The 22695-nt window shown below is 59.8% G+C and carries 26 protein-coding genes; 11 read left to right on the forward strand and 15 right to left on the reverse strand.

Going from position 1 to position 22695, the window contains the following annotated elements:
• Nucleotides 1–10: 10 nt before the first annotated feature.
• A complete protein-coding gene (cspD, locus tag JH25_RS0127425) occupies nt 11–286 on the reverse strand; it encodes a cold shock domain-containing protein CspD (RefSeq protein WP_143508461.1) in 276 nt (91 codons plus the stop codon).
• A gap of 224 nt (nt 287–510) precedes the next feature.
• Here cspD and clpS point away from each other — a divergent pair, with 224 nt between their 5' ends.
• On the forward strand, nt 511–879 hold the full coding sequence (gene clpS / locus JH25_RS02000; RefSeq protein WP_005789091.1) for an ATP-dependent Clp protease adapter ClpS: 369 nt from the start codon (nt 511–513) through the stop codon (nt 877–879).
• A gap of 29 nt (nt 880–908) precedes the next feature.
• On the forward strand, nt 909–3179 hold the full coding sequence (gene clpA / locus JH25_RS01995; RefSeq protein WP_032880624.1) for an ATP-dependent Clp protease ATP-binding subunit ClpA: 2271 nt from the start codon (nt 909–911) through the stop codon (nt 3177–3179).
• A 235-nt stretch (nt 3180–3414) separates the two neighbouring features.
• Here the strand turns inward: clpA and infA are convergent, their stop codons facing one another.
• The 3 genes from infA to aat all read right to left on the reverse strand — a co-directional run bounded on the left by infA (nt 3415) and on the right by aat (nt 5178).
• A complete protein-coding gene (infA, locus tag JH25_RS01990) occupies nt 3415–3633 on the reverse strand; it encodes a translation initiation factor IF-1 (protein ID WP_002553999.1) in 219 nt (72 codons plus the stop codon).
• A 100-nt stretch (nt 3634–3733) separates the two neighbouring features.
• Nucleotides 3734–4441, reverse strand: coding sequence for an arginyltransferase (locus JH25_RS01985; protein WP_005789087.1), 708 nt, complete (start codon nt 4439–4441; stop codon nt 3734–3736).
• Nucleotides 4442–4497: 56 nt separating this feature from the next.
• A complete protein-coding gene (gene aat, locus JH25_RS01980) occupies nt 4498–5178 on the reverse strand; it encodes a leucyl/phenylalanyl-tRNA--protein transferase (protein WP_005789086.1) in 681 nt (226 codons plus the stop codon).
• A gap of 499 nt (nt 5179–5677) precedes the next feature.
• Here aat and JH25_RS01975 point away from each other — a divergent pair, with 499 nt between their 5' ends.
• Genes JH25_RS01975 through cysG form a run of 6 tightly spaced genes read left to right on the forward strand, consistent with a single transcriptional unit; the run spans nt 5678 to nt 13181 of the window.
• Nucleotides 5678–8086, forward strand: a complete 2409-nt coding sequence (locus JH25_RS01975; protein WP_005789085.1) for a DNA translocase FtsK — start codon at nt 5678–5680, stop codon at nt 8084–8086.
• A 56-nt stretch (nt 8087–8142) separates the two neighbouring features.
• Entirely contained in the window at nt 8143–8766 is a 624-nt protein-coding gene (gene lolA, locus JH25_RS01970; RefSeq protein WP_032880625.1) for an outer membrane lipoprotein chaperone LolA, read from the forward strand.
• A gap of 27 nt (nt 8767–8793) precedes the next feature.
• The gene (locus JH25_RS01965; RefSeq protein WP_032880626.1) at nt 8794–10116 is read left to right on the forward strand and encodes a replication-associated recombination protein A; all 1323 of its coding nucleotides are present in this window, start codon (nt 8794–8796) and stop codon (nt 10114–10116) included.
• A complete protein-coding gene (crcB, locus tag JH25_RS01960; RefSeq protein ID WP_005789082.1) occupies nt 10116–10490 on the forward strand; it encodes a fluoride efflux transporter CrcB in 375 nt (124 codons plus the stop codon). Before JH25_RS01965 ends, crcB begins: the two co-directional genes overlap by 1 nt.
• Nucleotides 10491–10505: 15 nt before the next feature.
• Entirely contained in the window at nt 10506–11786 is a 1281-nt protein-coding gene (gene serS / locus JH25_RS01955) for a serine--tRNA ligase (protein WP_005789081.1), read from the forward strand.
• Nucleotides 11787–13181 carry a siroheme synthase CysG gene (cysG, locus tag JH25_RS01950; RefSeq protein ID WP_032880627.1) on the forward strand — a complete coding sequence of 465 codons (1395 nt, stop codon included), beginning with the start codon at nt 11787–11789 and terminating at the stop codon, nt 13179–13181. It begins immediately after the preceding gene.
• Between the two features lie 114 nt (nt 13182–13295).
• Here the strand turns inward: cysG and JH25_RS01945 are convergent, their stop codons facing one another.
• The 6 genes from JH25_RS01945 to tusD form a co-directional block, all read right to left on the reverse strand.
• Nucleotides 13296–14291, reverse strand: coding sequence for a glutathione S-transferase family protein (locus tag JH25_RS01945; RefSeq protein ID WP_032880628.1), 996 nt, complete (start codon nt 14289–14291; stop codon nt 13296–13298).
• A gap of 88 nt (nt 14292–14379) precedes the next feature.
• Nucleotides 14380–15381 (reverse strand): glycosyl transferase family protein, encoded by a 1002-nt coding sequence (locus JH25_RS01940; protein ID WP_032880629.1) that lies wholly within the window; start codon nt 15379–15381, stop codon nt 14380–14382.
• Nucleotides 15378–15713 (reverse strand): TusE/DsrC/DsvC family sulfur relay protein, encoded by a 336-nt coding sequence (locus tag JH25_RS01935; protein WP_032880630.1) that lies wholly within the window; start codon nt 15711–15713, stop codon nt 15378–15380. The genes JH25_RS01940 and JH25_RS01935 overlap by 4 nt, the downstream gene beginning before the upstream one ends.
• Nucleotides 15710–15988, reverse strand: coding sequence for a sulfurtransferase complex subunit TusB (gene tusB, locus JH25_RS01930; RefSeq protein WP_005789074.1), 279 nt, complete (start codon nt 15986–15988; stop codon nt 15710–15712). Before tusB ends, JH25_RS01935 begins: the two co-directional genes overlap by 4 nt.
• A complete protein-coding gene (tusC, locus tag JH25_RS01925) occupies nt 15988–16338 on the reverse strand; it encodes a sulfurtransferase complex subunit TusC (protein ID WP_032880631.1) in 351 nt (116 codons plus the stop codon). The genes tusB and tusC overlap by 1 nt, the downstream gene beginning before the upstream one ends.
• A gap of 1 nt (nt 16339) precedes the next feature.
• Nucleotides 16340–16732, reverse strand: coding sequence for a sulfurtransferase complex subunit TusD (gene tusD, locus JH25_RS01920; RefSeq protein WP_005789072.1), 393 nt, complete (start codon nt 16730–16732; stop codon nt 16340–16342).
• Between the two features lie 157 nt (nt 16733–16889).
• On the opposite strand from tusD, the gene JH25_RS01915 reads away from it, so the two are divergent.
• The gene (locus tag JH25_RS01915) at nt 16890–18065 is read left to right on the forward strand and encodes a CaiB/BaiF CoA transferase family protein (protein WP_032880632.1); all 1176 of its coding nucleotides are present in this window, start codon (nt 16890–16892) and stop codon (nt 18063–18065) included.
• A gap of 93 nt (nt 18066–18158) precedes the next feature.
• On the opposite strand, the gene JH25_RS01910 is transcribed toward JH25_RS01915, so the two are convergent.
• Both JH25_RS01910 and JH25_RS01905 read right to left on the reverse strand, forming a co-directional pair.
• Nucleotides 18159–18653 (reverse strand): SprT family zinc-dependent metalloprotease, encoded by a 495-nt coding sequence (locus tag JH25_RS01910; protein ID WP_003192067.1) that lies wholly within the window; start codon nt 18651–18653, stop codon nt 18159–18161.
• 128 nt (nt 18654–18781) lie between these two features.
• Entirely contained in the window at nt 18782–19384 is a 603-nt protein-coding gene (locus tag JH25_RS01905) for a Yip1 family protein (protein ID WP_005789070.1), read from the reverse strand.
• Nucleotides 19385–19667: 283 nt separating this feature from the next.
• Between JH25_RS01905 and ttcA the strand changes: the two genes are divergently transcribed.
• Together ttcA and JH25_RS01895 are read left to right on the forward strand one after the other, a co-directional pair.
• Nucleotides 19668–20492, forward strand: a complete 825-nt coding sequence (ttcA, locus tag JH25_RS01900) for a tRNA 2-thiocytidine(32) synthetase TtcA (RefSeq protein ID WP_032880633.1) — start codon at nt 19668–19670, stop codon at nt 20490–20492.
• 67 nt (nt 20493–20559) lie between these two features.
• Complete coding sequence (locus tag JH25_RS01895; protein ID WP_032880634.1) at nt 20560–21231, forward strand: DNA-3-methyladenine glycosylase I; 672 nt, start codon at nt 20560–20562, stop codon at nt 21229–21231.
• Nucleotides 21232–21326: 95 nt separating this feature from the next.
• On the opposite strand, the gene JH25_RS01890 is transcribed toward JH25_RS01895, so the two are convergent.
• The 3 genes from JH25_RS01890 to arsC are packed head-to-tail and all read right to left on the reverse strand — an operon-like array spanning nt 21327 to nt 22694.
• Nucleotides 21327–21746, reverse strand: coding sequence for a DUF2069 domain-containing protein (locus tag JH25_RS01890; protein WP_032880635.1), 420 nt, complete (start codon nt 21744–21746; stop codon nt 21327–21329).
• Complete coding sequence (wrbA, locus tag JH25_RS01885; RefSeq protein WP_032880636.1) at nt 21730–22344, reverse strand: NAD(P)H:quinone oxidoreductase; 615 nt, start codon at nt 22342–22344, stop codon at nt 21730–21732. The genes JH25_RS01890 and wrbA overlap by 17 nt, the downstream gene beginning before the upstream one ends.
• Complete coding sequence (gene arsC / locus JH25_RS01880; RefSeq protein WP_032880637.1) at nt 22341–22694, reverse strand: arsenate reductase (glutaredoxin); 354 nt, start codon at nt 22692–22694, stop codon at nt 22341–22343. The genes wrbA and arsC overlap by 4 nt, the downstream gene beginning before the upstream one ends.
• Between the last annotated feature and the right edge of the window lies 1 nt (nt 22695).

Consider the following 22695-nt stretch of genomic DNA (forward strand, 5'->3'; position numbering starts at 1 on the left):
CAATAATTGATCAGGCGTGTTGCTTTTTTGAATGTAAGTCGGTGTTTCTGCTTTTCTTTTCGACGTTCGTAGTGGCAGGCGTATCAACGAGAACGATATTCGTGGCCTGCATTCCCTTTGGGCCTTGAACGATATCAAAGGTGACAGGCTGATTCGCTTTCACCGTTTTGTAGCCTTCCACTTGAATCGCCGAATAATGCGCAAAAAGGTCTTCAGTCTTGCCGTCTTCATTGATGAAGCCGTACCCCTTGGCATTGTTGAACCACTTGACCTTACCACTAGCCATTCCCATATCCCTCTGCACCAGACTCCATCACTGGAGTATCATCCAGTTTATCCGTCCTAACCCGAATAAATAAGGTTGACTGCGCGGACCTTTTTTACCCACTGTGGGCTCTATTGGTTGTAACACCGATTTGCCGATAGTCAAGGCGACCAGTCGGTCAGAGTTGAAATTCTGACAGCTCGCCCCCACCACTGTAATTGAACCACTGACGAACCTTTCTTTCCATGCATGCAAATAGCCAGATTCGACTAACATTCAATCAGGATCGCCCGGATCAGGAACATGACGACGACGGTTCTGCAGGCATTGCTGTTCAGGAGGCCAAGCCTGCTTTACAGGCACCGCCGATGTACAAGGTGGTTTTGTTCAATGATGACTACACACCGATGGATTTCGTCGTCGAAGTGCTCGAGGTGTTTTTTAACCTGAACCGCGAGTTGGCGACCAAGGTAATGCTGGCCGTTCACACAGAAGGACGGGCAGTATGTGGAGTGTTTACCCGCGACATCGCCGAGACAAAGGCCATGCAGGTCAACCAGTACGCCAGGGAAAGCCAGCATCCGCTACTCTGTGAAATCGAGAAGGACGGTTAACGCCGACCACTTGGGTATGAGGTGAAGCTATGTTAAACCGCGAGCTCGAAGTCACCCTCAATCTTGCCTTCAAGGAGGCTCGTTCGAAGCGTCATGAGTTCATGACCGTCGAGCACCTTTTGCTGGCACTTTTGGATAATGAAGCTGCCGCCACCGTTCTGCGTGCGTGCGGCGCCAACCTCGACAAACTCAAGCATGATCTGCAGGAGTTTATCGACTCCACCACGCCACTGATCCCCGTGCATGACGAGGACCGCGAGACCCAGCCAACCCTGGGCTTCCAGCGGGTATTGCAGCGTGCTGTCTTCCACGTACAGAGCTCCGGTAAGCGTGAGGTCACAGGCGCAAACGTGCTGGTGGCAATTTTCAGCGAACAGGAAAGCCAGGCCGTGTTTCTGCTCAAGCAGCAGAGCGTTGCCCGTATTGATGTCGTCAATTACATCGCCCACGGTATCTCCAAGGTGCCCGGGCACGGCGATCATTCCGAGGGCGAGCAGGATATGCAGGACGACGAGGGCGGTGAGTCTTCTTCTTCAAGCAACCCGCTGGATGCCTATGCCAGCAATCTCAATGAGATGGCGCGACAGGGGCGGATCGATCCGCTGGTCGGGCGTGAGAGCGAGGTCGAGCGTGTAGCGCAGATTCTCGCGCGGCGTCGCAAGAACAACCCGTTGTTGGTGGGTGAGGCGGGCGTGGGTAAAACCGCGATTGCCGAAGGCCTGGCCAAGCGCATTGTCGACAACCAGGTGCCGGACCTGCTGGCAAACAGCGTCGTCTACTCTCTTGACCTGGGCGCATTGCTCGCCGGGACCAAGTACCGTGGCGATTTCGAGAAGCGCTTCAAGGCGCTGCTCGGCGAGCTGAAAAAACGCCCGCAGGCGATCCTGTTCATCGACGAGATCCACACCATCATTGGTGCCGGTGCGGCCTCCGGTGGGGTGATGGACGCCTCCAACCTGCTCAAGCCATTGCTGTCTTCGGGTGATATCCGCTGCATCGGCTCAACCACCTTCCAGGAGTTTCGCGGCATTTTCGAAAAAGACCGTGCCCTGGCGCGACGCTTCCAGAAAGTCGACGTGTCCGAGCCTTCGGTTGAAGACACCATTGGCATCCTGCGTGGGCTCAAGGGGCGTTTTGAAGCGCACCACGGCATCGAGTACACCGATGAGGCCCTGCGTGCGGCGGCTGAGCTGGCGTCGCGCTACATCAATGACCGGCACATGCCGGACAAGGCCATCGACGTGATCGACGAGGCGGGCGCCTACCAGCGGCTGCAGCCGGTCGAGAAGCGTGTGAAGCGTATCGATGTGCCTCAGGTCGAGGACATCGTGGCGAAAATCGCGCGGATTCCGCCAAAACACGTCACCAGTTCCGACAAGGAGCTGCTGCGTAACCTGGAGCGCGATCTCAAGCTCACTGTGTTCGGTCAGGATGCGGCGATCGACTCGCTGTCCACTGCGATCAAGTTGTCCCGTGCGGGCCTCAAGTCGCCGGACAAGCCGGTCGGTTCGTTCCTGTTCGCAGGGCCTACCGGCGTCGGCAAGACCGAGGCGGCGCGGCAGTTGGCCAAGGCCATGGGTATCGAGCTGGTCCGTTTCGACATGTCCGAGTACATGGAGCGTCACACCGTGTCGCGCCTGATCGGTGCGCCGCCGGGCTATGTCGGTTTCGATCAGGGCGGCTTGTTGACCGAAGCGATCACCAAGCAGCCGCATTGCGTACTGCTGCTCGATGAAATCGAAAAGGCTCACCCGGAAGTCTTCAACCTGCTGTTGCAGGTCATGGATCACGGGACGCTGACCGATAACAACGGGCGCAAGGCGGACTTCCGTAATGTGATCGTGATCATGACCACCAACGCCGGTGCTGAAACTGCTGCGCGAGCGTCTATCGGCTTCACGCATCAGGATCACTCTTCCGATGCAATGGAAGTGATCAAGAAGAGCTTCACGCCGGAGTTCCGCAACCGTCTCGACACCATTATCCAATTTGGTCGCCTCAGCCATGAGGTTATCAAGAGCGTGGTGGACAAGTTCCTCACCGAGCTTCAGGCGCAGTTGGAAGACAAGCGCGTGCAGCTGGATGTGACGGAAGCGGCTCGCAGTTGGATCGCAGAGGGCGGTTACGATGCGGCAATGGGCGCTCGCCCAATGGCGCGTCTGATCCAGGACAAGATCAAGCGGCCGCTGGCCGAAGAGATCCTGTTCGGCGAACTCTCCGACCATGGCGGCGTGGTGCATATCGATCTGAAGGACGGCGAGCTGACCTTCGAGTTCGAGACCACGGCAGAAATGGCCTGATCGTTCTGCAGCAACACAAAAAGGCGCCGAAAGGCGCCTTTTTGCTGACTTGAAATGCAATTCTCAGAACAATCGAGATCCAATGTGGGAGGGGGCTTGCTCCCGATAGCGGTGGTTCAGCAACAAATTAGTTGCCTGACACACTGCTATCGGGGGCAAGCCCCCTCCCACAATTTATGTGTATGCCACCCACACAAAAACGCCCGGCATAACCGGGCGTTTTGTATTGACTTGCTTAGCGAGCGCGGTAAGTGATGCGCCCTTTGCTCAAGTCATAGGGCGTCAGCTCGACGCGCACTTTGTCACCGGTAAGAATACGAATGTAGTTCTTGCGCATCTTGCCGGAGATATGCGCGGTTACGACGTGCCCATTTTCCAACTCCACACGAAACATGGTGTTGGGCAGGGTGTCGACGACAGTGCCTTCCATTTCGAAGCTGTCTTCTTTCGACATGCAGTAAAGCCCTCGGTATCCAGTGAATGGCCCGGTGCAACTGCGCCAGGCAAAAGCGGCGTGCATTGTGCCCGAAAAAGAGGGTTCAAGCCAAGGGGTTCTAGTTAAGTGTGACCCATCTTTGATTAATCAGCAGCTCAATGGGCCGATATTGGGTCTTGTAGTTCATCTTTTTGCAGTTCTTGATCCAGTATCCGAGGTACACCGCTTCCAGTTCCAGGCGCAGCGCTTCACCTATTTGCCAGAGGATCGCAAAGCGCCCGAGGCTGCGGCGTTCCTCTTCGGGTTCATAGAAGGTGTACACCGCCGACAGGCCGTTGGGCAGCAGGTCGGTCACCGCCACGGCCAGCAGCCGTCCATCGAGGCGGAACTCGTAGAAGCGCGAGAACGGCAGGTCACGTACCAGGAAGGTGGAAAACTGATCACGGCTGGGCGGGAACATGTCGCCATCGGCATGGCGTTGCTCAATGTAGCGCTGATAAAGGTCGAAATACTCTTCGCTGTACTGCGGCTTGACCGCGTTTACCGTCAGGTCGGCGTTGCGTTTGAGGATGCGTTTCTGATTGCGATCGGGCAAAAATTGCGCGGCAGGGATGCGCGCCGGCACACACGCGTTGCAATTCTGGCAGTGAGGTCGGTACAGATGATCGCCGCTGCGCCGAAACCCCATCTCCGAGAGGTCGGCGTACACATGCACGTCCATCGGCTGGCTGGGATCGAGGAACAGCGTGGTGGCCTGCTCATCGGGCAGATAGCTGCAAGAGTGGGCTTGAGTGGCATAGAACTTCAAGCGCGCCAGCTCGGTCATGATCAACCCTCGGGATAAGCTTTGGAATAAGTGTAAGCCAGGTAGGCGAAAGTCGCCTACGAAACCCACGGCCCAGAGCTGGGTTGGTCCAAATGCTTGCGCAGCAAGTCAGCGAAGTCGCTGCGCGGTATGGCGCGGGCGCCCAGGCTGTGCAGGTGGTCATTGGGCATCTGGCAGTCGATCAGCACGAAGCCCCACGCCTGCAATTGACGGGTCAATGTGGCGAAACCGAATTTCGAGGCGTTGTCGGCGCGGCTGAACATGGATTCGCCAAAAAACAGCTGGCCCATCGCCAGGCCATACAGGCCACCTACCAGTTCGCCCTGGTCCCACACTTCCACGGAGTGGGCGTAGCCGCGCTTGTGCAGCGCCAGGTAGGCGTTCTGGATGCCCTCGGTGATCCAGGTGCCGTCCGCGTAGGCGCGCGGTGCAGCGCAGGCCTGGATGACGGCGGCGAAATCCTGGTCGAACGTCACGGTATAACGCTGTTGGCGCAGTAGTTTGCCGAGGCTGCGGGACACATGCAGTTCGTCGGGGAAGATCACCGTGCGTGGGTCGGGTGACCACCAGAGGATAGGCTGGCCTTCGGAGAACCACGGAAAGCAGCCATGGCGATAGGCCTGGATCAGGCGTTCGGCCGACAGGTCGCCACCGGCGGCGAGCAGGCCATTGGGTTCGCGCATGGCCTTGGCCAGGGGCGGGAAAGTCAGGTTGTCGCGTTGTAACCAGGTCAGCATGGCATCCAGGCTTACGGAAGGGGAGGGGAGTGGCAGACAAGGCATCTGCCGCATAAGCGTTGATTATTGTCGACCCGGCGCCAAGGGGCCAGCCCGATTAAGCCGTGAGGCCGGATTAGCATGAGCGGGTGTTTCTGCAACTCTGCGCATAAGGCGCGGTCGTAATCGGGGCTGGCACATGCCAGCCATTTGCCAAGTTTGCCTGGATTGCCAGATACAGCTCATAAGCCTTTGTCAGCAAAGGCAATGCATGCTCAAATTGAACAGGCTTTGACACTTCGATTGCCAAGGCTGCCAGGTGGAGGGCAAGTGTGTGGCATCGCGCACGCAAACCCGTACAATGCGCCCATTGTGGCGTTATCGCCATTTCACCTATCCGTGACCTGGTGTTAAAAGTAGATTCAGCAACATACGTTCATTTTTCAGCTGCTCGGGATAGGGCAGTCATGTGTAGTCATTCAACAGATGGACGCGCTAAAGGCGCAGGAAAAGACCCGTTTTGAAGAAATCCGCCGCAGCACCTAAAGCAGCAGTCGTACCGGCCTGGCGCCAGCACCTGCATTACCGACTCAAGGAAGGCGCACTGATTGCCATCGGTGCCCTGTGCCTGTTCCTGATGATGGCCTTGCTCACCTATGGCAAGGACGATCCAGGCTGGAGCCATAACAGCAAGATCGACGACGTGCAGAATTTCGGTGGGCCGGTAGGGTCCTACAGCGCCGATATCCTGTTCATGATCCTGGGTTATTTCGCGTACATTTTCCCGCTGCTGCTGGCGATCAAGACCTGGCAGATCTTCCGCCAGCGTCACGAGCCGTGGCAGTGGAGCGGCTGGCTGTTTTCCTGGCGCCTGATCGGCCTGGTGTTCCTGGTGCTGTCCGGCGCGGCGCTGGCGCATATTCACTTCCATGCACCCACCGGCCTGCCGGCGGGTGCGGGCGGGGCGCTGGGCGAAAGCCTCGGTGACCTGGCGCGGCGCACGCTGAATATCCAGGGCAGCACCTTGATGTTCATCGCGCTGTTCCTGTTCGGCCTCACGGTGTTCACCGACCTGTCATGGTTCAAGGTGATGGACGTGACCGGCAAGATCACCCTCGACCTGTTCGAATTGTTCCAGGGCGCTGCCAACCGCTGGTGGGCCGCCCGTGTCGAGCGCAAGCAAATGGTTGCCCAACTGCGTGAGGTGGACACCCGCGTCAACGAGGTGGTGGCCCCGAGCACGCCGGATCGGCGCGAGCAGGCCAAGGTCAAGGAGCGCTTGATCGAGCGTGAGCAAGCCCTGAGCAAGCACATGTCGGACCGCGAGAAGCAGGTGCCGCCGGTGATCGCGCCGGCACCGCCCAAGGCGCCGGAACCCAGCCATCGCGTACAGAAAGAGAAACAGGCCCCGCTGTTTATCGACAGCGCCGTGGAAGGCACCTTGCCGCCGATCTCGATTCTCGACCCGGCAGAAAAGAAACAGCTCAATTATTCCCCGGAATCCCTGGCGGCCGTCGGCCACTTGCTGGAAATCAAGCTCAAGGAGTTCGGCGTCGAAGTGTCGGTGGATTCGATCCATCCCGGCCCGGTGATTACCCGTTACGAAATCCAGCCGGCCGCCGGTGTAAAAGTCAGCCGTATTTCCAACCTGGCCAAAGACTTGGCCCGTTCCCTGGCCGTGACCAGCGTTCGCGTGGTGGAAGTGATCCCGGGCAAGACCACCGTGGGTATCGAGATTCCCAACGAAGACCGCCAGATCGTGCGTTTCTCCGAAGTGCTGTCGACCCCCGAGTACGACAATTTCAAATCGCCGGTCACCCTGGCCCTCGGCCATGACATCGGCGGCAAGCCGGTGATCACCGACCTGGCGAAAATGCCTCACCTGCTGGTAGCCGGTACCACCGGTTCCGGTAAGTCGGTGGGTGTGAACGCAATGATCCTGTCGATCCTGTTCAAGTCCGGGCCGGATGACGCCAAGCTGATCATGATCGACCCGAAGATGTTGGAGCTGTCGATCTACGAAGGCATTCCGCACCTGTTGTGCCCGGTGGTTACCGACATGAAGGACGCCGCCAACGCCCTGCGTTGGAGCGTTGCCGAGATGGAGCGCCGCTACAAGCTGATGGCCAAGATGGGCGTACGTAACCTGTCGGGCTTCAACGCCAAGGTCAAGGAAGCCCAGGACGCCGGCGAACCGCTGACCGACCCGCTGTACAAGCGCGAAAACATTCATGACGAGGCACCGCTGCTGACCAAGCTGCCGACCATCGTGGTGGTGGTCGACGAATTCGCCGACATGATGATGATCGTCGGCAAGAAGGTCGAAGAACTGATCGCGCGTATTGCCCAGAAGGCACGTGCCGCCGGGATTCACTTGATCCTCGCGACTCAGCGCCCGTCGGTGGATGTGATCACCGGCCTGATCAAGGCCAACATCCCGACACGCATGGCGTTCCAGGTATCGAGCAAGATCGACTCACGGACCATCATCGACCAGGGTGGCGCCGAGCAGCTGCTGGGCCACGGTGACATGCTCTACATGCCGCCGGGCACCAGCCTGCCGATTCGCGTTCACGGTGCCTTTGTGTCCGATGACGAAGTACACCGCGTGGTCGAAGCCTGGAAACTGCGCGGCGCCCCGGAATACAACGACGACATCCTCGCAGGCGTCGAAGAGGCCGGCAGCGGTTTTGACGGTGGCAGCGGCGGCGGCGACGATGATGCCGAAACCGACGCGCTGTACGATGAGGCCGTGGCCTTCGTGCTGGAAAGCCGTCGCGCCTCTATCTCCGCAGTGCAACGCAAGTTGAAAATCGGCTATAACCGCGCTGCCCGCATGATCGAAGCCATGGAACACGCCGGCGTCGTCACTGCAATGAACACCAACGGCTCGCGTGAAATCATCGCCCCCGGGCAGATGCGCGACTGACCCCGGTGCCGCGTGGTAACACGCGGCACCGCCCTGACTACTCAATGAGGACTCCCATGCGCTTTATCCGCATGCTGTTGTTGCCGGCACTGGCCTTGACCGCTGTTTCGGCTCACGCTGATGAACAGGCCGTAACGCGCCTGACCGGACTGCTGAATGACTCCAAAACCCTGACCTCGCGCTTCTCCCAGTTGACCCTGGATGCCGGTGGTACTCAATTACAGGAAACTGCCGGTGAAATGGCCGTGCAGCGTCCAGGGCTTTTTTATTGGCATACCGAGGGTAAGGCTGAGCAGACCATCGTTTCTGATGGCCAGAAGGTCACCTTATGGGACCCGGATCTAGAGCAGGCCACGATCAAGAAGCTCGACCCGCGCTTGAATCAGACGCCGGCGTTGCTGTTGTCGGGCGATGTGTCGAAAATCAGCGATAGCTTTGACATCACTTCCAAGCAAACCGGTGACGTAATGGATTTCACCCTCAAGCCGAAAGCCAAAGACACCCTTTTCGATAGTCTTCGCCTTTCGTTCCGTGGCGGTTTGATCAATGACATGCAACTGGTCGACAGCGTGGGTCAGCGCACCAATATTCTGTTCACCGGCGTCAAGGCCAACGGCGTTGTGGATGCATCCAAGTTCAAGTTCGACATCCCCAAGGGTGCCGACGTGATCCAGGAATAACCTGCCGAGAGGTTTCAAGCGCTGCCCATGGATCTGTTTCGAAGTGACCCGATTGCCCAGCCCCTGGCCGCACGCTTGCGTTCGACCAACCTGGATGAGTACGTCGGTCAGGAACACCTGCTCGCTCGCGGCAAGCCCTTGCGCGAAGCGCTGGAGCAGGGCGCGCTGCACTCGATGATTTTCTGGGGCCCGCCGGGCGTGGGCAAGACCACCCTGGCGCGGCTGCTGGCGAAAGTCTCGGATGCCCACTTTGAAACGGTCTCGGCGGTGCTTGCCGGGGTCAAGGAAATCCGCCAGGCGGTGGAAGTCGCCAAGCAGCAGGCCGGCCAGTACGGCAAGCGCACCATCCTGTTTGTCGACGAAGTGCATCGCTTCAACAAGTCGCAGCAGGATGCGTTCCTGCCGTATGTTGAAGACGGCACCTTGATCTTTATCGGCGCCACCACTGAAAACCCTTCGTTTGAACTCAACAACGCCTTGTTGTCGCGAGCGCGTGTCTACGTGCTCAAAAGCCTGGACGAGGCGGCGATGCAAAAGCTGCTGCAGCGGGCCTTGAATGAAGACAAGGGCCTGGGCAAGCGCCATCTGAGCGTCAGTGAAGAAGGCTTCAAGATCCTGCTCACCGCCGCAGATGGCGATGGCAGGCGTTTTCTCAACCTGCTGGAAAACGCTTCGGACCTGGCTGAAGACGGCGGTGAAATTGGCGTCGATCTGCTGCAAAGCCTGCTGGGTGATACGCGCCGGCGCTTCGACAAGGGCGGTGAAGCTTTCTACGACCAGATTTCCGCGCTGCACAAGTCCGTGCGCGGCTCCAACCCGGACGGTGCGCTGTACTGGTTCGCACGCATGATCGACGGCGGTTGCGATCCGTTGTACCTGGCCCGTCGCGTGGTGCGCATGGCCAGCGAAGACATCGGCAATGCCGACCCGCGAGCCCTGAGCCTGTGCCTGGCGGCCTGGGAGGTGCAGGAGCGCCTCGGCAGCCCGGAAGGCGAGTTGGCGGTGGCCCAGGCCATCACCTACCTGGCCTGCGCACCGAAAAGCAACGCGGTGTACATGGGCTTCAAGTCGGCGCTGCGAGCGGCGGCTGAACATGGTTCGCTGGAAGTGCCGATGCACTTGCGCAACGCGCCGACCAAACTGATGAAGCAGCTGGGTTACGGTGACGAATATCGCTACGCTCATGACGAACCGGATGCCTATGCAGCCGGCGAAGACTACTTCCCCGATGCTCTGGAACCGTTGCCGCTCTACCAGCCAGTGCCCCGTGGGCTGGAGCTGAAGATCGGCGAAAAGCTCAACCATCTGGCCCAACTCGACCGTCTCAGCCCCCGTCAGCGGAGAAAGTAGTGCTCAAGACGATTCTTGCCGTGTCCGCAGCCGGCATCGCTGGTACATTATTGCGTTTCGCCACCAGCACCTGGGTCAGCGCCCAGTGGCCGAAGCATTTTTATGCGGCGACCCTGGCAGTCAACCTGGTGGGCTGTTTGATTATCGGGCTGTTGTACGGCTGGTTCCTGTTGCGCCCGGAAGTGCCGATTGAAATTCGCGCCGGCTTGATTGTCGGTTTTGTAGGCGGTCTGACGACCTTTTCATCCTTTTCACTGGATACGCTGCGGCTGCTGGAAAGCGGGCAGGCCCTGGTCGCCTTCGGGTACCTGGGCATCAGCGTATTCGGCGGGCTGCTCGCCACCTGGGCCGGCCTGTCCTTGACCAAACTTTGATAACGAGAGACCGACATGCTCGATTCCAAACTGTTACGTAGCAACCTTCAGGACGTAGCGGACCGCCTGGCATCCCGTGGCTTTGCCTTGGATGTTGCGCGCATCGAAGCGCTGGAAGAACAGCGCAAGACCGTCCAGACCCGCACCGAAGCACTGCAGGCTGAGCGTAATGCGCGTTCCAAGTCCATTGGCCAGGCCAAACAGCGCGGCGAAGACATCGCACCGCTGATGGCGGATGTCGAGCGTATGGGCACTGAGCTGTCCAACGGCAAAACCGAGCTGGAAGGCATCCAGACCGAGCTGGACTCGATCCTGCTGGGCATTCCGAACCTGCCCCACGAATCCGTGCCGGTAGGCGAAGATGAAGACGGCAACGTTGAAGTACGCCGCTGGGGCACGCCCAAAGCCTTCGATTTCGAGATCAAGGATCATGTGGCCCTGGGCGAATTGACCGGTGGCCTGGATTTCGAGACCGCGGCAAAAATGTCCGGTGCCCGTTTCGCTTTGCTGCGTGGCCCGATCGCCCGTATGCACCGTGCGCTGGCGCAGTTCATGATCAACCTGCACACCGGTGAGCATGGCTACGAAGAAGCCTACACCCCGTACCTGGTCCAAGCGCCGGCGCTGATGGGTACCAGCCAGTTGCCGAAATTCGAAGAAGACCTGTTCAAGATCACTCGCGACGGCGAAGCCGATCTGTACCTGATCCCGACCGCCGAGGTGTCGCTGACCAATATCGTCGCCGGCGAAATCCTCGATGCCAAGCAACTGCCGTTGAAGCTGGTTGCCCACAGCCCGTGCTTTCGCAGTGAAGCCGGCGCATCGGGTCGCGATACGCGCGGCATGATCCGCCAACACCAGTTCGACAAGGTCGAGATGGTGCAGGTGGTCGAGCCGTCGACTTCCATGGAAGCCCTGGAAGGCCTGACCGCCAATGCCGAACGCGTTCTGCAACTGTTGGAGCTGCCGTACCGCGTACTGGCGCTGTGCACCGGCGACATGGGCTTCAGCGCTGTGAAGACCTACGATTTGGAAGTGTGGGTACCGAGCCAAGACAAGTACCGCGAAATTTCGTCGTGCTCCAACTGCGGTGATTTCCAGGCCCGTCGTATGCAGGCGCGTTTCCGCAACCCGGAAACCGGCAAGCCGGAGTTGGTGCACACCCTTAACGGTTCGGGCCTGGCCGTAGGCCGTACCTTGGTGGCCGTGCTGGAAAACTACCAGCAGGCTGACGGTTCGATCCGTGTACCTGAGGTGCTCAAGCCGTACATGGGCGGCGTTGAGGTCATCGCCTAAATGGAATTTCTGCCGCTGTTTCATAACCTGCGCGGCAGTCGAGTGTTGGTCGTCGGTGGCGGGGAGATTGCCTTGCGCAAATCCCGGCTGCTGGCCGACGCCGGTGCGTTGCTGCGGGTGGTTGCTCCCCAGATCGAAGACCAGTTGCGTGAACTGGTACTGGGCAGTGGCGGGGAACTGATTTTGCGCGGTTATCAGGAGGCTGACCTGGAGGGTTGCACCCTGATCATCGCGGCAACGGACGACGAGCCGCTGAACGCGCAAGTGTCCAGTGAGGCCAAGCGCCGTTGCGTGCCGGTCAATGTTGTAGATGCGCCGGCCTTGTGCAGCGTGATCTTCCCGGCGATTGTCGACCGTTCGCCGTTGGTAATTGCGGTGTCCAGCGGCGGCGACGCGCCGGTGCTGGCGCGCTTGATCCGCGCCAAGCTGGAAACCTGGATTCCGTCCACCTACGGCCAATTGGCCGGTTTGGCCGCGCGTTTTCGCGCCCAGGTCAAAGGTTTGTACCCGGATGTGCAGCAGCGCCGTGCGTTCTGGGAAGAGGTGTTCCAAGGGCCGATTGCCGACCGTCAACTGGCCGGGCAGGGCGATGAAGCTGAGCGCCTGTTGATCGAAAAGGTCAATGGCGCGCCACCTTATGCACCCGGCGAGGTGTACCTGGTGGGTGCAGGCCCGGGTGACCCGGACTTGCTCACCTTTCGTGCCTTGCGCCTGATGCAGCAGGCCGACGTGGTGCTGTACGACCGTCTGGTGGCGCCGGCGATCCTGGAACTGTGCCGTCGTGATGCCGAGCGAGTTTACGTCGGCAAGCGGCGTGCTGACCACGCTGTGCCTCAGGATAAGATCAACCAGCAACTGGTCGACCTGGCCAAGCAAGGCAAGCGCGTGCTGCGCCTCAAGGGCGGTGATCCGTTCATTTTTGGGCGCGGTGGCGAAGAAATCGAGGAATTGGCGGCCCATGGCATCCCGTTCCAGGTGGTGCCAGGGATCACGGCGGCCAGTGGTTGTGCCGCGTATGCCGGGATTCCGCTGACGCACCGTGACTATGCGCAATCGGTGCGCTTCATCACCGGGCACCTGAAGAACAATACGTCGGATCTGCCCTGGCAGGACCTTGTCGGGCCGTCGCAGACCCTGGTGTTCTACATGGGCTTGATTGGCTTGCCGATCATTTGTGAGCAGTTGATCAAGCACGGGCGCTCGGCGGACACACCGGCGGCTTTGATCCAGCAGGGCACCACTTCCAACCAGCGTGTGTTTACCGGCACCCTGGCGGACTTGCCGCGCATGGTGGCGGAGCATGAAGTACATGCGCCGACGCTGGTGATCGTGGGTGAGGTGGTGGTGTTGCGCGAGAAGCTCAAATGGTTCGAAGGGGCTCAGTCTCAGGTCTGAGCCTTAAAAGCATCGGGAGCAAGCCCCTTCCCACATTTTGGTTTGTGAACACAGTCAAAATGTGGGAGGGGGCTTGCTCCCGATGAGGCCATCAAATACAACCGATAATCCAGATCAGCTAAAGACACCTTTACCTGAAAGTCGCGCCCGATCATGGCTGTTGTCAAACTCTTGCAACGGCCCCTTCGGTACAATCCCCGTCGGGTTGATCGTGCGATGGCTGGCATAGTAATGCCCCTTGATATGGGCAAAGTCCACCGTCTCGGCCACGCCCGGCCACTGATACATCTCCCTTAGCCAATTCGACAAATTCGCATAATCGGCAATCCGCCGCAGGTTGCACTTGAAGTGGCTGTAATACACCGCGTCAAAGCGAATCAACGTGGTAAACAGCCGCACATCCGCCTCTGTCAGGTACTCACCGGCCAGATAACGATGCTGGCCCAGGTGCTGTTCCAAATGATCCAGCTCGGCAAACACATCATCAAACGCACGTTCATACGCCTGTTGTGACGTGGCAAAACCTGCGCGGTATACGCCGTTGTTCACGGCCGGGTAGATACGTTCGTTCAGGGCATCGATGGTCGGACGCAGCGTGTCGGGATAAAAATCCAGCGTATTGCCGGTCAGCCCGTTGAACGCGTTATTAAACATGCGGATGATTTCCGCCGATTCATTGCTGACGATGCGCTTGAGTTTTTTGTCCCACAGCACCGGCACGGTGACGCGCCCGGTGTAGTCGGTCGTATCGGCGGTGTAGCGCTGGTGCATGAAGGCCAGATCGTCCAGTTTGTCACCGCTGGAGCCGTGGGCCTTGTCGAAGGTCCAGCCGTTTTCCAGCATCAACCAGCTGACCACTGACACGTCGATCAGGCTTTCCAGGCCTTTGAGCTTGCGCAGGATCAAGGTGCGGTGCGCCCAGGGGCAGGCCAGGGATACATAGAGGTGATAGCGGCCAGCCTCAGCCTTGAAGCCACCTTCGCCACTCGGGCCGGGCGCGCCATCGGCGGTCACCCAGTTGCGGCGTTGTGCCTGTTCCCGTTGGAAAGCGCCATCTGCGCTACTTTCATACCACTGGTCTTTCCACTGTCCTTCAATCAGCAAACCCATGACTGGCTCCTTGGCTGTTAAACGTTGGAGTCCAGTCTAAAGGGATGAGTTCGAACTAAAAGCGCAAAGACCGGGGGTGAATGATCGACTAAATCGATTTATCCCGTGCATCCCAGTATTGCTGGGCCAGTTCGAAGGCCTGTTGCCGCGGGTGGCCGAGACCGCGCAACGCCAGGGCCATGGTGGCGATCAGCGCCAGTTGCGGGTAGCTGTCCTCGACTTCGCCACGCCACAACGCTTTCAACTGTTCAGGCTCAAGCGTCGCCGGTTTGACGTGACGCTGGGCGGAGAGCGCGGGCCACTCTTCGTCCCAACTCTGGCCGCCGGTGGTGCCATACAGGTGACTGAGGGTGTCGGGGTTGATTTCGATCTCGCCGCCGTCGCCCTTGACCACGATCACATTGTCCCCGAGCAGGCCGCTGGCATCGCGGTGTACGCCCTGGTAGCCCGGGTGGAAGATGCTTTGCAGGCCGCAGCGCGCATTCAGCGGGTTAAGCAGCCGCGCCAGGGAATGAATGGGCGAGCGCAGGCCGAGGGTGTTGCGCAGGTCGATCATGCGTTGCAATTGCGGCGCCCAGTCGCCCAGCGGGATAAAGGCCAGGTTGCCCTGCTCGAAGGCGCTTCCCACCTGCTGCCAATTGCGGCACAGCGGGATCTGCAGCGTCTCCAGCAGTTGCTCGGTGTACAGCCGGCCCGCCGTGTGGGCACCGCCGCCGTGCATCAGAATGCGCACACCGTTTTGCGCCAGGCACTTGGCCGCCAGCAGAAACCACGGCAGATGGCGCTTTTTGCCGGCGTAAGTCGGCCAGTCGATATCCACGTTCAACGCCGGTGCATCCAGGCGTTCACGTACCGCTTCGGTGAAACCGGCGAGTTCTTCCGGGCTCTCTTCTTTGTGACGCAGCAGCATCAAAAAGGCGCCGAGCTGGGTGTCTTCGACCTTTTCGTCGAGCAACATGCCCATGGCTTGCCGCGCTTCTTCGCGGGTGAGGTTGCGTGCGCCGCGCTTGCCTTTGCCGAGGATGCGTACGAACTGGGCAAAAGGGTGCTCTTCGGGCGTGTTGAGGGTCAAGGGGGCGAAGTCGGTCATAAGCAATTCGTCGGCCTGGGCAGGCCCGCCAACTTGGCGGCGAGTTTGGCGGGAGTGCCGTTGAACAGTTTGTTTAGATGCAGGCTGTTGCCCTTTTCCGGGCCCAGTTTCAAGGCGGTGTACTTGATCAGCGGGCGTGTGGCAGGGGACAGCTGGAATTCGGTATAGAACTGGCGCAGCAGCTTGAGGATTTCCCAGTGATCCGCGGTCAGCTCCAGGGCTTCGGCAGCGGCCAGGGCGTGCGCCACCTCATCGGACCAGTCATTGAGGTCGACGAGGTAACCGTCCTTGTCCAGTTCGAGGCTGCGTGTGCCGACGGTCAGGGTGTTCATAGCCAGGTGTTGACCTTGTCGTAGTCGATCGACAGTTGCACGAAACCTGGATAATCCACGCTGTCAGCCCAGTCGGGAAGCGGCAGGTTGCGCGCCTGCATGTCTTCGGCCAGTACAAAGACCTTCACGCCTTTGCTTTGCAGGGCGGGAGTGTGCAGCGCGTAGGCACCGTCGCCACACAGCAGGATTGCGTCCTGAGCGCCGCAGATGCGCAGGCAGCTGTCGAGGCGGCTGTCGGTAAAGGGAGAGTGAGACACCACATGTAGAGTCGACATCAGAGGGTAATCACCTGGTCGTAACGATCAATCAGCTCGCAAATGGCTTGGCTGTGCAGCGTCTGCGCATTGGCGGGCGGCAGCAACCCGCGTGCGGACAGGCTGTGGCCGCAGGCGAACACGTCATCAATGCCGAACAGGCCCAATGCCTGCAGGTTGGCGCTCAGGTCTTTTTGTTGCACGGCCTTGGCGGCCTGATGCGGCGCCAGCTGGAACACACCGTCATCCAGAAACAGCAGACCAATGGGCAGATCAAACGCGCCACCAGCCAGCACGATATCCAGTGCTTCCCGCGCACTTGGCCCGGACCACGGCGCCTGTCGGCTGATCACCAATAAGGATTTGGACATCTCACGGCCCTCCAAAACAGATCAGGCGGTCGGCATCCTGGATCGCGTCATGCAATTGCCCAAGGCCCGATAACGCCCATGGCGCCTGCAGATTGACCGCGCTGCGTTGATAGCGTGCGGCCTCCTCGGCGTTCAGCACACCACGGCGCAAGGCGGCGGCGATGCACACCACGCCGTCGAGCTGGTGCTGGCTGACAAACTCGCGCCATTGGCGCGCAATGTCTGGCTCGTCCTGGGGCGCTACGATGTTATTGGACGCGCTGTACACGCCATCCTGATAAAAAAACAGCCGCACAATCTCATGCCCGCCCGCCAGCGCTGCTTGTGCGAACAGCAGGGCGCGGCGCGAGGAGGGCGCGTGGGCGGCGCTATACAGTGCAATCGCGAACTTCATGGGAGACTCTGCCAACAAACGTCGGCCAATGATAAAGCCGCCGCCGCGAAAAAGCCCGCCGTGATCAAAACGGTCACTGTCGCTGATCGTTCTGACGATTGCCGGCAGGCGCAAGGCTGCCTAGTCTGTGGGGATTCGCAACCCGGATGGAGTCCGTATGTCAGGTCCCTTGGCGTCCCTTAAAGTGCTGGATTTTTCCACCTTGCTGCCTGGCCCGTTTGCCTCGTTGATGCTGGCGGACATGGGCGCCCAGGTGCTGCGTATCGAATCGCCCACGCGCATGGACCTGTTGCGGGTGTTGCCGCCCCATGACCGCGGTACCTCGGCGAGCCACGCGTATTTGAACCGCAACAAGCGCAGCCTGGCCCTGGACCTCAAGCAGGCCGAGGCGGTGGAGATCGTGCGTGAGCTGGTCAAGAGTCATGACATCCTGCTCGAACAGTTTCGCCCTGGGGTTATGGAGCGCCTGGGGCTGGGTTATGAGGCGCTGAAGGCGATCAATCCCGGGTTGATTTATGTGTCGATTACCGGCTACGGCCAGACCGGCCCTTACAAGGACCGCGCCGGGCACGATATCAATTACCTGGCGTTGGCCGGTGTGGCCAGTCACACCGGGCGGCGGGACAGCGGGCCGTTGCCGCTGGGCGTGCAACTGGCGGACGTGGCAGGTGGTTCGCTGCATGCGGTGGTGGGCTTGCTGGCGGCGGTGATTGCCAGGCAGCAGAGCGGAGTGGGGCAATACCTGGATGTGAGCATGACCGATTGTTCGTTCAGCCTGAACGCCATGGTCGGGGCTGGCTATCTAGCCTGCGGAGTGGAGCCGGAGTGGGAGAACCATGTACTCAATGGTGGCAGTTTTTACGATTACTATCGCACTCGCGATGGGCGCTGGATGTCGGTGGGGAGTTTGGAGCCGGCCTTTATGCAGCAGTTGTGCGAGGCACTGGGCAGGCCGGAGCTGGCGGCCCGCAGCGTGAAGCCAGATCAGCAGGCAGTGCTCAAGCAGGCCCTGCAGGTGGAATTCGAGAAGCGCAGTTTTGAGGAACTGTGCGAGTTGTTCGCCGGGGTGGATGCGTGTGTTGAGCCGGTGTTGAGCCTGGCGGAGGCTGTTGAGCATCCGCAGTTGAAGGCTCGGGCATTGGTCAGCGAGGTGCCCCGGGGGGATGGCTCGACACAAGCGCAATTGGCCTGCCCGCTGAAGTTCTCAGAAGGGTTGCCGGCGCCCAGGCATATTGGGGTGGCGGTGGGGGCGCATAGTGATGAGGTGTTGGTGGAGTTGGGGATCAGTGCTCAGCGGATAGATGAATTGCGTCAGGCCAAGGTTGTAGGTTGACTGAGCCGACGCTTTCGCAGGCAAGCCAGCTCCCACATTTTGATTGCGTTCACAGATCCAGATGTGGGAGCTGGCTTGCCTGCGAAAAGGCCCTCATTCCACCCGAGTTTCCCCGGTGAACACCAGAGTCTGCCGACACCGCCGACACAAATACCGCCGCCCCTGGTTCACCAGGCCATGGCGCTGCGGCGAGAACGGGAAGTCACTGTCCGCGCACGGGCAGCGGTAGATATAACGGGTCACCTGGCGGCGCTTGACCTCATAGGTATGGCAGCGGTCCGGCGGCAATTCGTAAACCCCACGCATGATCAACTGCCATTCCTCGCCATGGGGCTGTATACGCTCGCCAAACAACTGGTGGGCAATCAGGTGCGCCACTTCGTGGGCCACGGTTTGCTTGAGAAAATGCTGGCTGTTTTCACGGTACAACTGAGGGTTGAAGCGCAGCAGGTTCTCGTGCAAATGCGCGACACCGGCTTTCTGGCCCCGCAGCTTGAGGCTGACCTGGGGGCGTTTGAAGCTTCGTTTGAAAAAGGATTCGGCTTGCAGGAAACAATCTTCGACGCGGGTATTGAGTTGCTCGGGCATGCTGTACAAATCTCCAGAGACGCCCAGTATGCCGCAAAGCAGGGTGTTTCCGAATCTGTCAGGCGCCGAATGGTCATGCATAACGCACAAAGCCACCTTGCGGTGGCCTTGCCTGCGGGTTGAGTTGCCTAGTTGGTGTAGATGGGCCCTACGCCCAGGCCCCAAACAATCACGGTAAACGCCATGATCGCCACCAGTACCACCAGGCCCACGGCCAATACCGAACTGGAAAACAGGAAGCCTTCGTCCGGGTCGATACTCATGAAGGTCGGCAGCCCCACATACAGCAGGTACACCGTGTAGCAAATGGCCGCCGTGCCGACCACCATGCCCAGCCACATATGCGGGTAGAGTGCCGCCAGCCCGCCGACAAACAGTGGCGTTGCGGTATAGGTGGCGAAGGCCACGCAGCGTGCCATGCTGGGGCTGGCGTCGTAGGTGCGGGCCATCCAGTGAATGAACGCGCCCATCACCGCCACGCCGCCAAGCATGGCCGCGTACGACATGAGCGTCATCCACAGTGCGCTTTCCTGGGTCAACATCACCGGCGCCCGGTTGCCGATGACCCAGCCAACCTGGGTGGTGCCGATAAAGGCGGACACGGCGGGGATCGCCGCGAGAATCAGGGTGTGAGTGAGGTACATGTGGCCGATACTTTCTTCTTTATCGCCACGGATTTCCCGCCATTCCTGGTCGGGATGGGTAAAAAGCCCCACGACGTGATGGATCATGCCAGTCACTCCTGTCGTTATTACCATCGCCCCCCATCGGAGCGCCCACCGGCCAGATGGCCTGAAAGGTCTGGATATGTGTGCGACCTCAAGTCGCAGTATAGGAAGTGATGACCGGAATAACTGTAGGGCCTTTAGAGCAAATTGCGCTGTAAACAGGGCGCTTAATCGCGGTGGGGTCTGTCAAATGTGGGAGCAAGCCCCTTCCCACATTGGAACTCGGCCGCTCATATCGGTAAAATGCTGCGCTTTTCGTCACACACCTTCAGCGGATCCAAGCGCCATGGGCACTCTTACGGTCAACCAGAACAAACTGCAAAAACGCCTGCGTCGCCTGGCCGGTGAAGCGGTCGCCGATTTCAACATGATCGAGGACGGCGACAAGGTCATGGTCTGCCTCTCTGGTGGCAAAGACAGCTACACCATGCTCGACGTATTGCTGCACCTGCAAAAGGTCGCGCCGATCAAGTTCGAGATCGTGGCGGTGAACATGGACCAGAAGCAACCCGGCTTCCCCGAGCACGTATTGCCGGCCTACCTCAAGGAATTGGGCGTTGAATACCACATCGTCGAGAAAGACACCTACTCGGTGGTCAAGGAGCTGATCCCGGAAGGCAAGACCACCTGCTCGCTGTGCTCGCGCCTGCGCCGTGGCACGCTCTACACCTTTGCCGACGAGATCGGCGCGACCAAGATGGCCCTGGGTCATCACCGCGATGACATCGTCGAGACCTTCTTCCTGAATATGTTCTTCAATGGCTCGCTCAAGGCTATGCCGCCCAAGCTGCGCGCCGATGACAGGCGCAATGTGGTAATCCGCCCGCTGGCGTATTGCAACGAGAAGGACATCCAAGCGTACTCCGACTTCAAGCAATTCCCGATCATCCCCTGCAACCTGTGCGGCTCCCAGGAAAACCTGCAGCGCCAGGTGGTCAAGGAAATGCTGCTGGACTGGGAGCGCAAGACCCCCGGGCGTACCGAGAGCATCTTCCGCAGCCTGCAAAATGTGATCCCGTCTCAACTGGCTGATCGCAACCTGTTCGATTTCACCAGCTTGAAAATCGATGAGACGGCTGCTTCGCGTTTCGTCAATGTAGTGAACCTCTAAGCCTCGTCGAGGCTCTAGTAAACGGCGCTTGCGGGCGCCGTTTTCAATTCAACTGCCAGGAGAGGGCATGCGCGATTACAAGTGGCTGCACGAATATTGTCTGAACCGCTTCGGTTCGGCGGCCGAGCTGGAAGCCCACCTGCCTGTGCCCAAGACCCCGGCGCAATTGCGCAAGATCACCGATGACCGTTACCTGTCGACCCTGGCGCTGCGGGTCTTCCGTGCGGGCTTGAAGCACAGTGTGGTCGACGCGAAATGGCCGGCGTTTGAACAGGTGTTTTTCGGCTTCGATCCGGAAAAAGTCGTGCTGATGGGCGCCGAGCACTTGGAACGCCTGATGCAGGACACCCGCATCATCCGCCACCTGGGCAAGCTCAAGAGTGTGCCGCGCAATGCGCAGATGATCCTGGATATCGAGCAGGAAAAGGGCAGCTTCGGTGCGTTTGTCGCCGATTGGCCGGTAACCGATATCGTCGGGTTATGGAAATACCTGAGCAAGCATGGCCACCAACTGGGCGGGCTGTCGGCACCGCGTTTCCTGCGCATGGTGGGCAAGGATACGTTTGTGCCGAGCTATGACGTGGTGGCGGCGTTGAATGCGCAGAAGATCGTCGACAAGGCGCCGACCAGCCTGCGGGATTTGGTCACAGTACAGGGCGCCTTCAACCAGTGGCATGCCGAGAGTGGGCGGCCGATGTGCCAGTTGTCGATGATGTTGGCGTACACCGTCAACCATTGAGACCCAGGTGACGCCTTCGCGAGCAAGCCAGCCCGCACATTTTGACCGCGCCGCCTATCAACATGTGGGAGCTGGCTTGCCTGCGATAGCGGACTTCAGGCCGATACAGGTTCTGCAGCCAACCGCCGATTCAACTGATGCCGCCAACGCACATACAACAGCGCCGTGCAAAACACCGCCAGGCTCGCCAGCATCTCCAACACCCCGAACCACTGGCGGTTCGGGTCGTACGCCGCCAGCGCGCCCTTGATGAAATACAGATTCACCACAAAGCACATCCACGAATGCCCGCGCGCACTGCCGATCATCATCCCTGGCGCCAGTACCAGCAGCGGCACCAGTTCGATCAGCAGGATCACCCATGGGCGCGCCCCATGCAGGTCGGCGATGAACAGGTAGTACACGCACAACAAGCCCACCAGGGCAAAAAACGCCAGCAGGCTCAGTGCGCGTGCAATGTTTACCCGCGGTTCCAGCCACGCCTGGGGCGGCAGGACTTTAGGCTTCCTGGCCACGGCCGTGCTCCAGCAGCGTGGCGGTCTTGGCCAGGCGCAGGCCCAGGGCCCGGCACAGGGTGATTTCGTGTTGATCGAGCATCCGCTTGCCGTCAGGCCCGGAATGGTGGCTGGCGCCGTATGGCGTGCCGCCGCCCTGGGTATCAAGCAGTGCCTGTTCGCTGTAAGGCAGGCCGGTGATCAACATGCCGTGGTGCAGCAGCGGCAGCAACATCGACATCAGCGTGGTTTCCTGGCCGCCATGCAGGCTGGCGGTAGAGGTGAACACGCCGGCGGGCTTGCCGACCAGGGCACCGGTGAGCCACAGGTTGCTGGTGCCGTCGAGGAAGTACTTGAGCGGTGCAGCCATGTTGCCAAAGCGTGTCGGGCTGCCCAGGGCCAGGCCTGAACAGTGCTTCAGATCATCCAGGCTGGCATACAGCGCGCCTTCCTCGGGAATGCTCGGCGCCACCGCTTCGCACTCGGTGGAAATCGCCGGCACGGTGCGCAGACGTGCTTCCATGCCGCCTTGCTCGATCCCCCGGGCAATCTGCCGGGCCATTTCGCTTACCGAGCCGTTGCGGCTGTAATACAGCACCAGCACATAGGGCGTGGTCACGGCAGAATCTCCAATACGTTCTCGGGTGGGCGGCCAATGATGGCTTTGTCGGCAGTTGCCAGGATCGGGCGTTCCATCAGCTTGGGGTGCCCGGCGATAGCGGCGATCAATTGCGCTTCGCTCAAGTTGGCATCGGCCAGGTTGAGGGTTTTGTATTCCTCTTCGCCGGTGCGCAGCAGTTGGCGCGCGCTGATCCCCAGCTTTTTGAGCAAGGCCTGGATTTGCGCGACGTCCAGCGGGGTTTCCAGGTAGCGCACCACGGTCGGGTTGAGGCCGCGAGCTTCAAGCAGTTCGAGCGCACCGCGGGATTTCGAGCAGCGCGGGTTGTGATAAAGCGTCAGATCGGTCATG

It is taken from the genome of Pseudomonas sp. BRG-100, assembly GCF_000737955.1.
Classification (GTDB): Bacteria; Pseudomonadota; Gammaproteobacteria; order Pseudomonadales; family Pseudomonadaceae; genus Aquipseudomonas; species Aquipseudomonas synxantha_A.

Bases quoted from the DNA above. Each gene is read 5' to 3' on its own strand.
- cspD (WP_143508461.1), bottom strand. From the start codon at position 286: ATGGCTAGTGGTAAGGTCAAGTGGTTCAACAATGCCAAGGGGTACGGC.
- clpS (WP_005789091.1), top strand. From the start codon at position 511: ATGCATGCAAATAGCCAGATTCGACTAACATTCAATCAGGATCGCCCG.
- clpA (WP_032880624.1), top strand. From the start codon at position 909: ATGTTAAACCGCGAGCTCGAAGTCACCCTCAATCTTGCCTTCAAGGAG.
- infA (WP_002553999.1), bottom strand. From the start codon at position 3,633: ATGTCGAAAGAAGACAGCTTCGAAATGGAAGGCACTGTCGTCGACACC.
- JH25_RS01985 (WP_005789087.1), bottom strand. From the start codon at position 4,441: ATGACCGAGCTGGCGCGCTTGAAGTTCTATGCCACTCAAGCCCACTCT.
- aat (WP_005789086.1), bottom strand. From the start codon at position 5,178: ATGCTGACCTGGTTACAACGCGACAACCTGACTTTCCCGCCCCTGGCC.
- lolA (WP_032880625.1), top strand. From the start codon at position 8,143: ATGCGCTTTATCCGCATGCTGTTGTTGCCGGCACTGGCCTTGACCGCT.
- JH25_RS01965 (WP_032880626.1), top strand. From the start codon at position 8,794: ATGGATCTGTTTCGAAGTGACCCGATTGCCCAGCCCCTGGCCGCACGC.
- serS (WP_005789081.1), top strand. From the start codon at position 10,506: ATGCTCGATTCCAAACTGTTACGTAGCAACCTTCAGGACGTAGCGGAC.
- cysG (WP_032880627.1), top strand. From the start codon at position 11,787: ATGGAATTTCTGCCGCTGTTTCATAACCTGCGCGGCAGTCGAGTGTTG.
- JH25_RS01945 (WP_032880628.1), bottom strand. From the start codon at position 14,291: ATGGGTTTGCTGATTGAAGGACAGTGGAAAGACCAGTGGTATGAAAGT.
- JH25_RS01940 (WP_032880629.1), bottom strand. From the start codon at position 15,381: ATGACCGACTTCGCCCCCTTGACCCTCAACACGCCCGAAGAGCACCCT.
- JH25_RS01935 (WP_032880630.1), bottom strand. From the start codon at position 15,713: ATGAACACCCTGACCGTCGGCACACGCAGCCTCGAACTGGACAAGGAC.
- tusB (WP_005789074.1), bottom strand. From the start codon at position 15,988: ATGTCGACTCTACATGTGGTGTCTCACTCTCCCTTTACCGACAGCCGC.
- tusC (WP_032880631.1), bottom strand. From the start codon at position 16,338: ATGTCCAAATCCTTATTGGTGATCAGCCGACAGGCGCCGTGGTCCGGG.
- tusD (WP_005789072.1), bottom strand. From the start codon at position 16,732: ATGAAGTTCGCGATTGCACTGTATAGCGCCGCCCACGCGCCCTCCTCG.
- JH25_RS01915 (WP_032880632.1), top strand. From the start codon at position 16,890: ATGTCAGGTCCCTTGGCGTCCCTTAAAGTGCTGGATTTTTCCACCTTG.
- JH25_RS01910 (WP_003192067.1), bottom strand. From the start codon at position 18,653: ATGCCCGAGCAACTCAATACCCGCGTCGAAGATTGTTTCCTGCAAGCC.
- JH25_RS01905 (WP_005789070.1), bottom strand. From the start codon at position 19,384: ATGATCCATCACGTCGTGGGGCTTTTTACCCATCCCGACCAGGAATGG.
- ttcA (WP_032880633.1), top strand. From the start codon at position 19,668: ATGGGCACTCTTACGGTCAACCAGAACAAACTGCAAAAACGCCTGCGT.
- JH25_RS01895 (WP_032880634.1), top strand. From the start codon at position 20,560: ATGCGCGATTACAAGTGGCTGCACGAATATTGTCTGAACCGCTTCGGT.
- arsC (WP_032880637.1), bottom strand. From the start codon at position 22,694: ATGACCGATCTGACGCTTTATCACAACCCGCGCTGCTCGAAATCCCGC.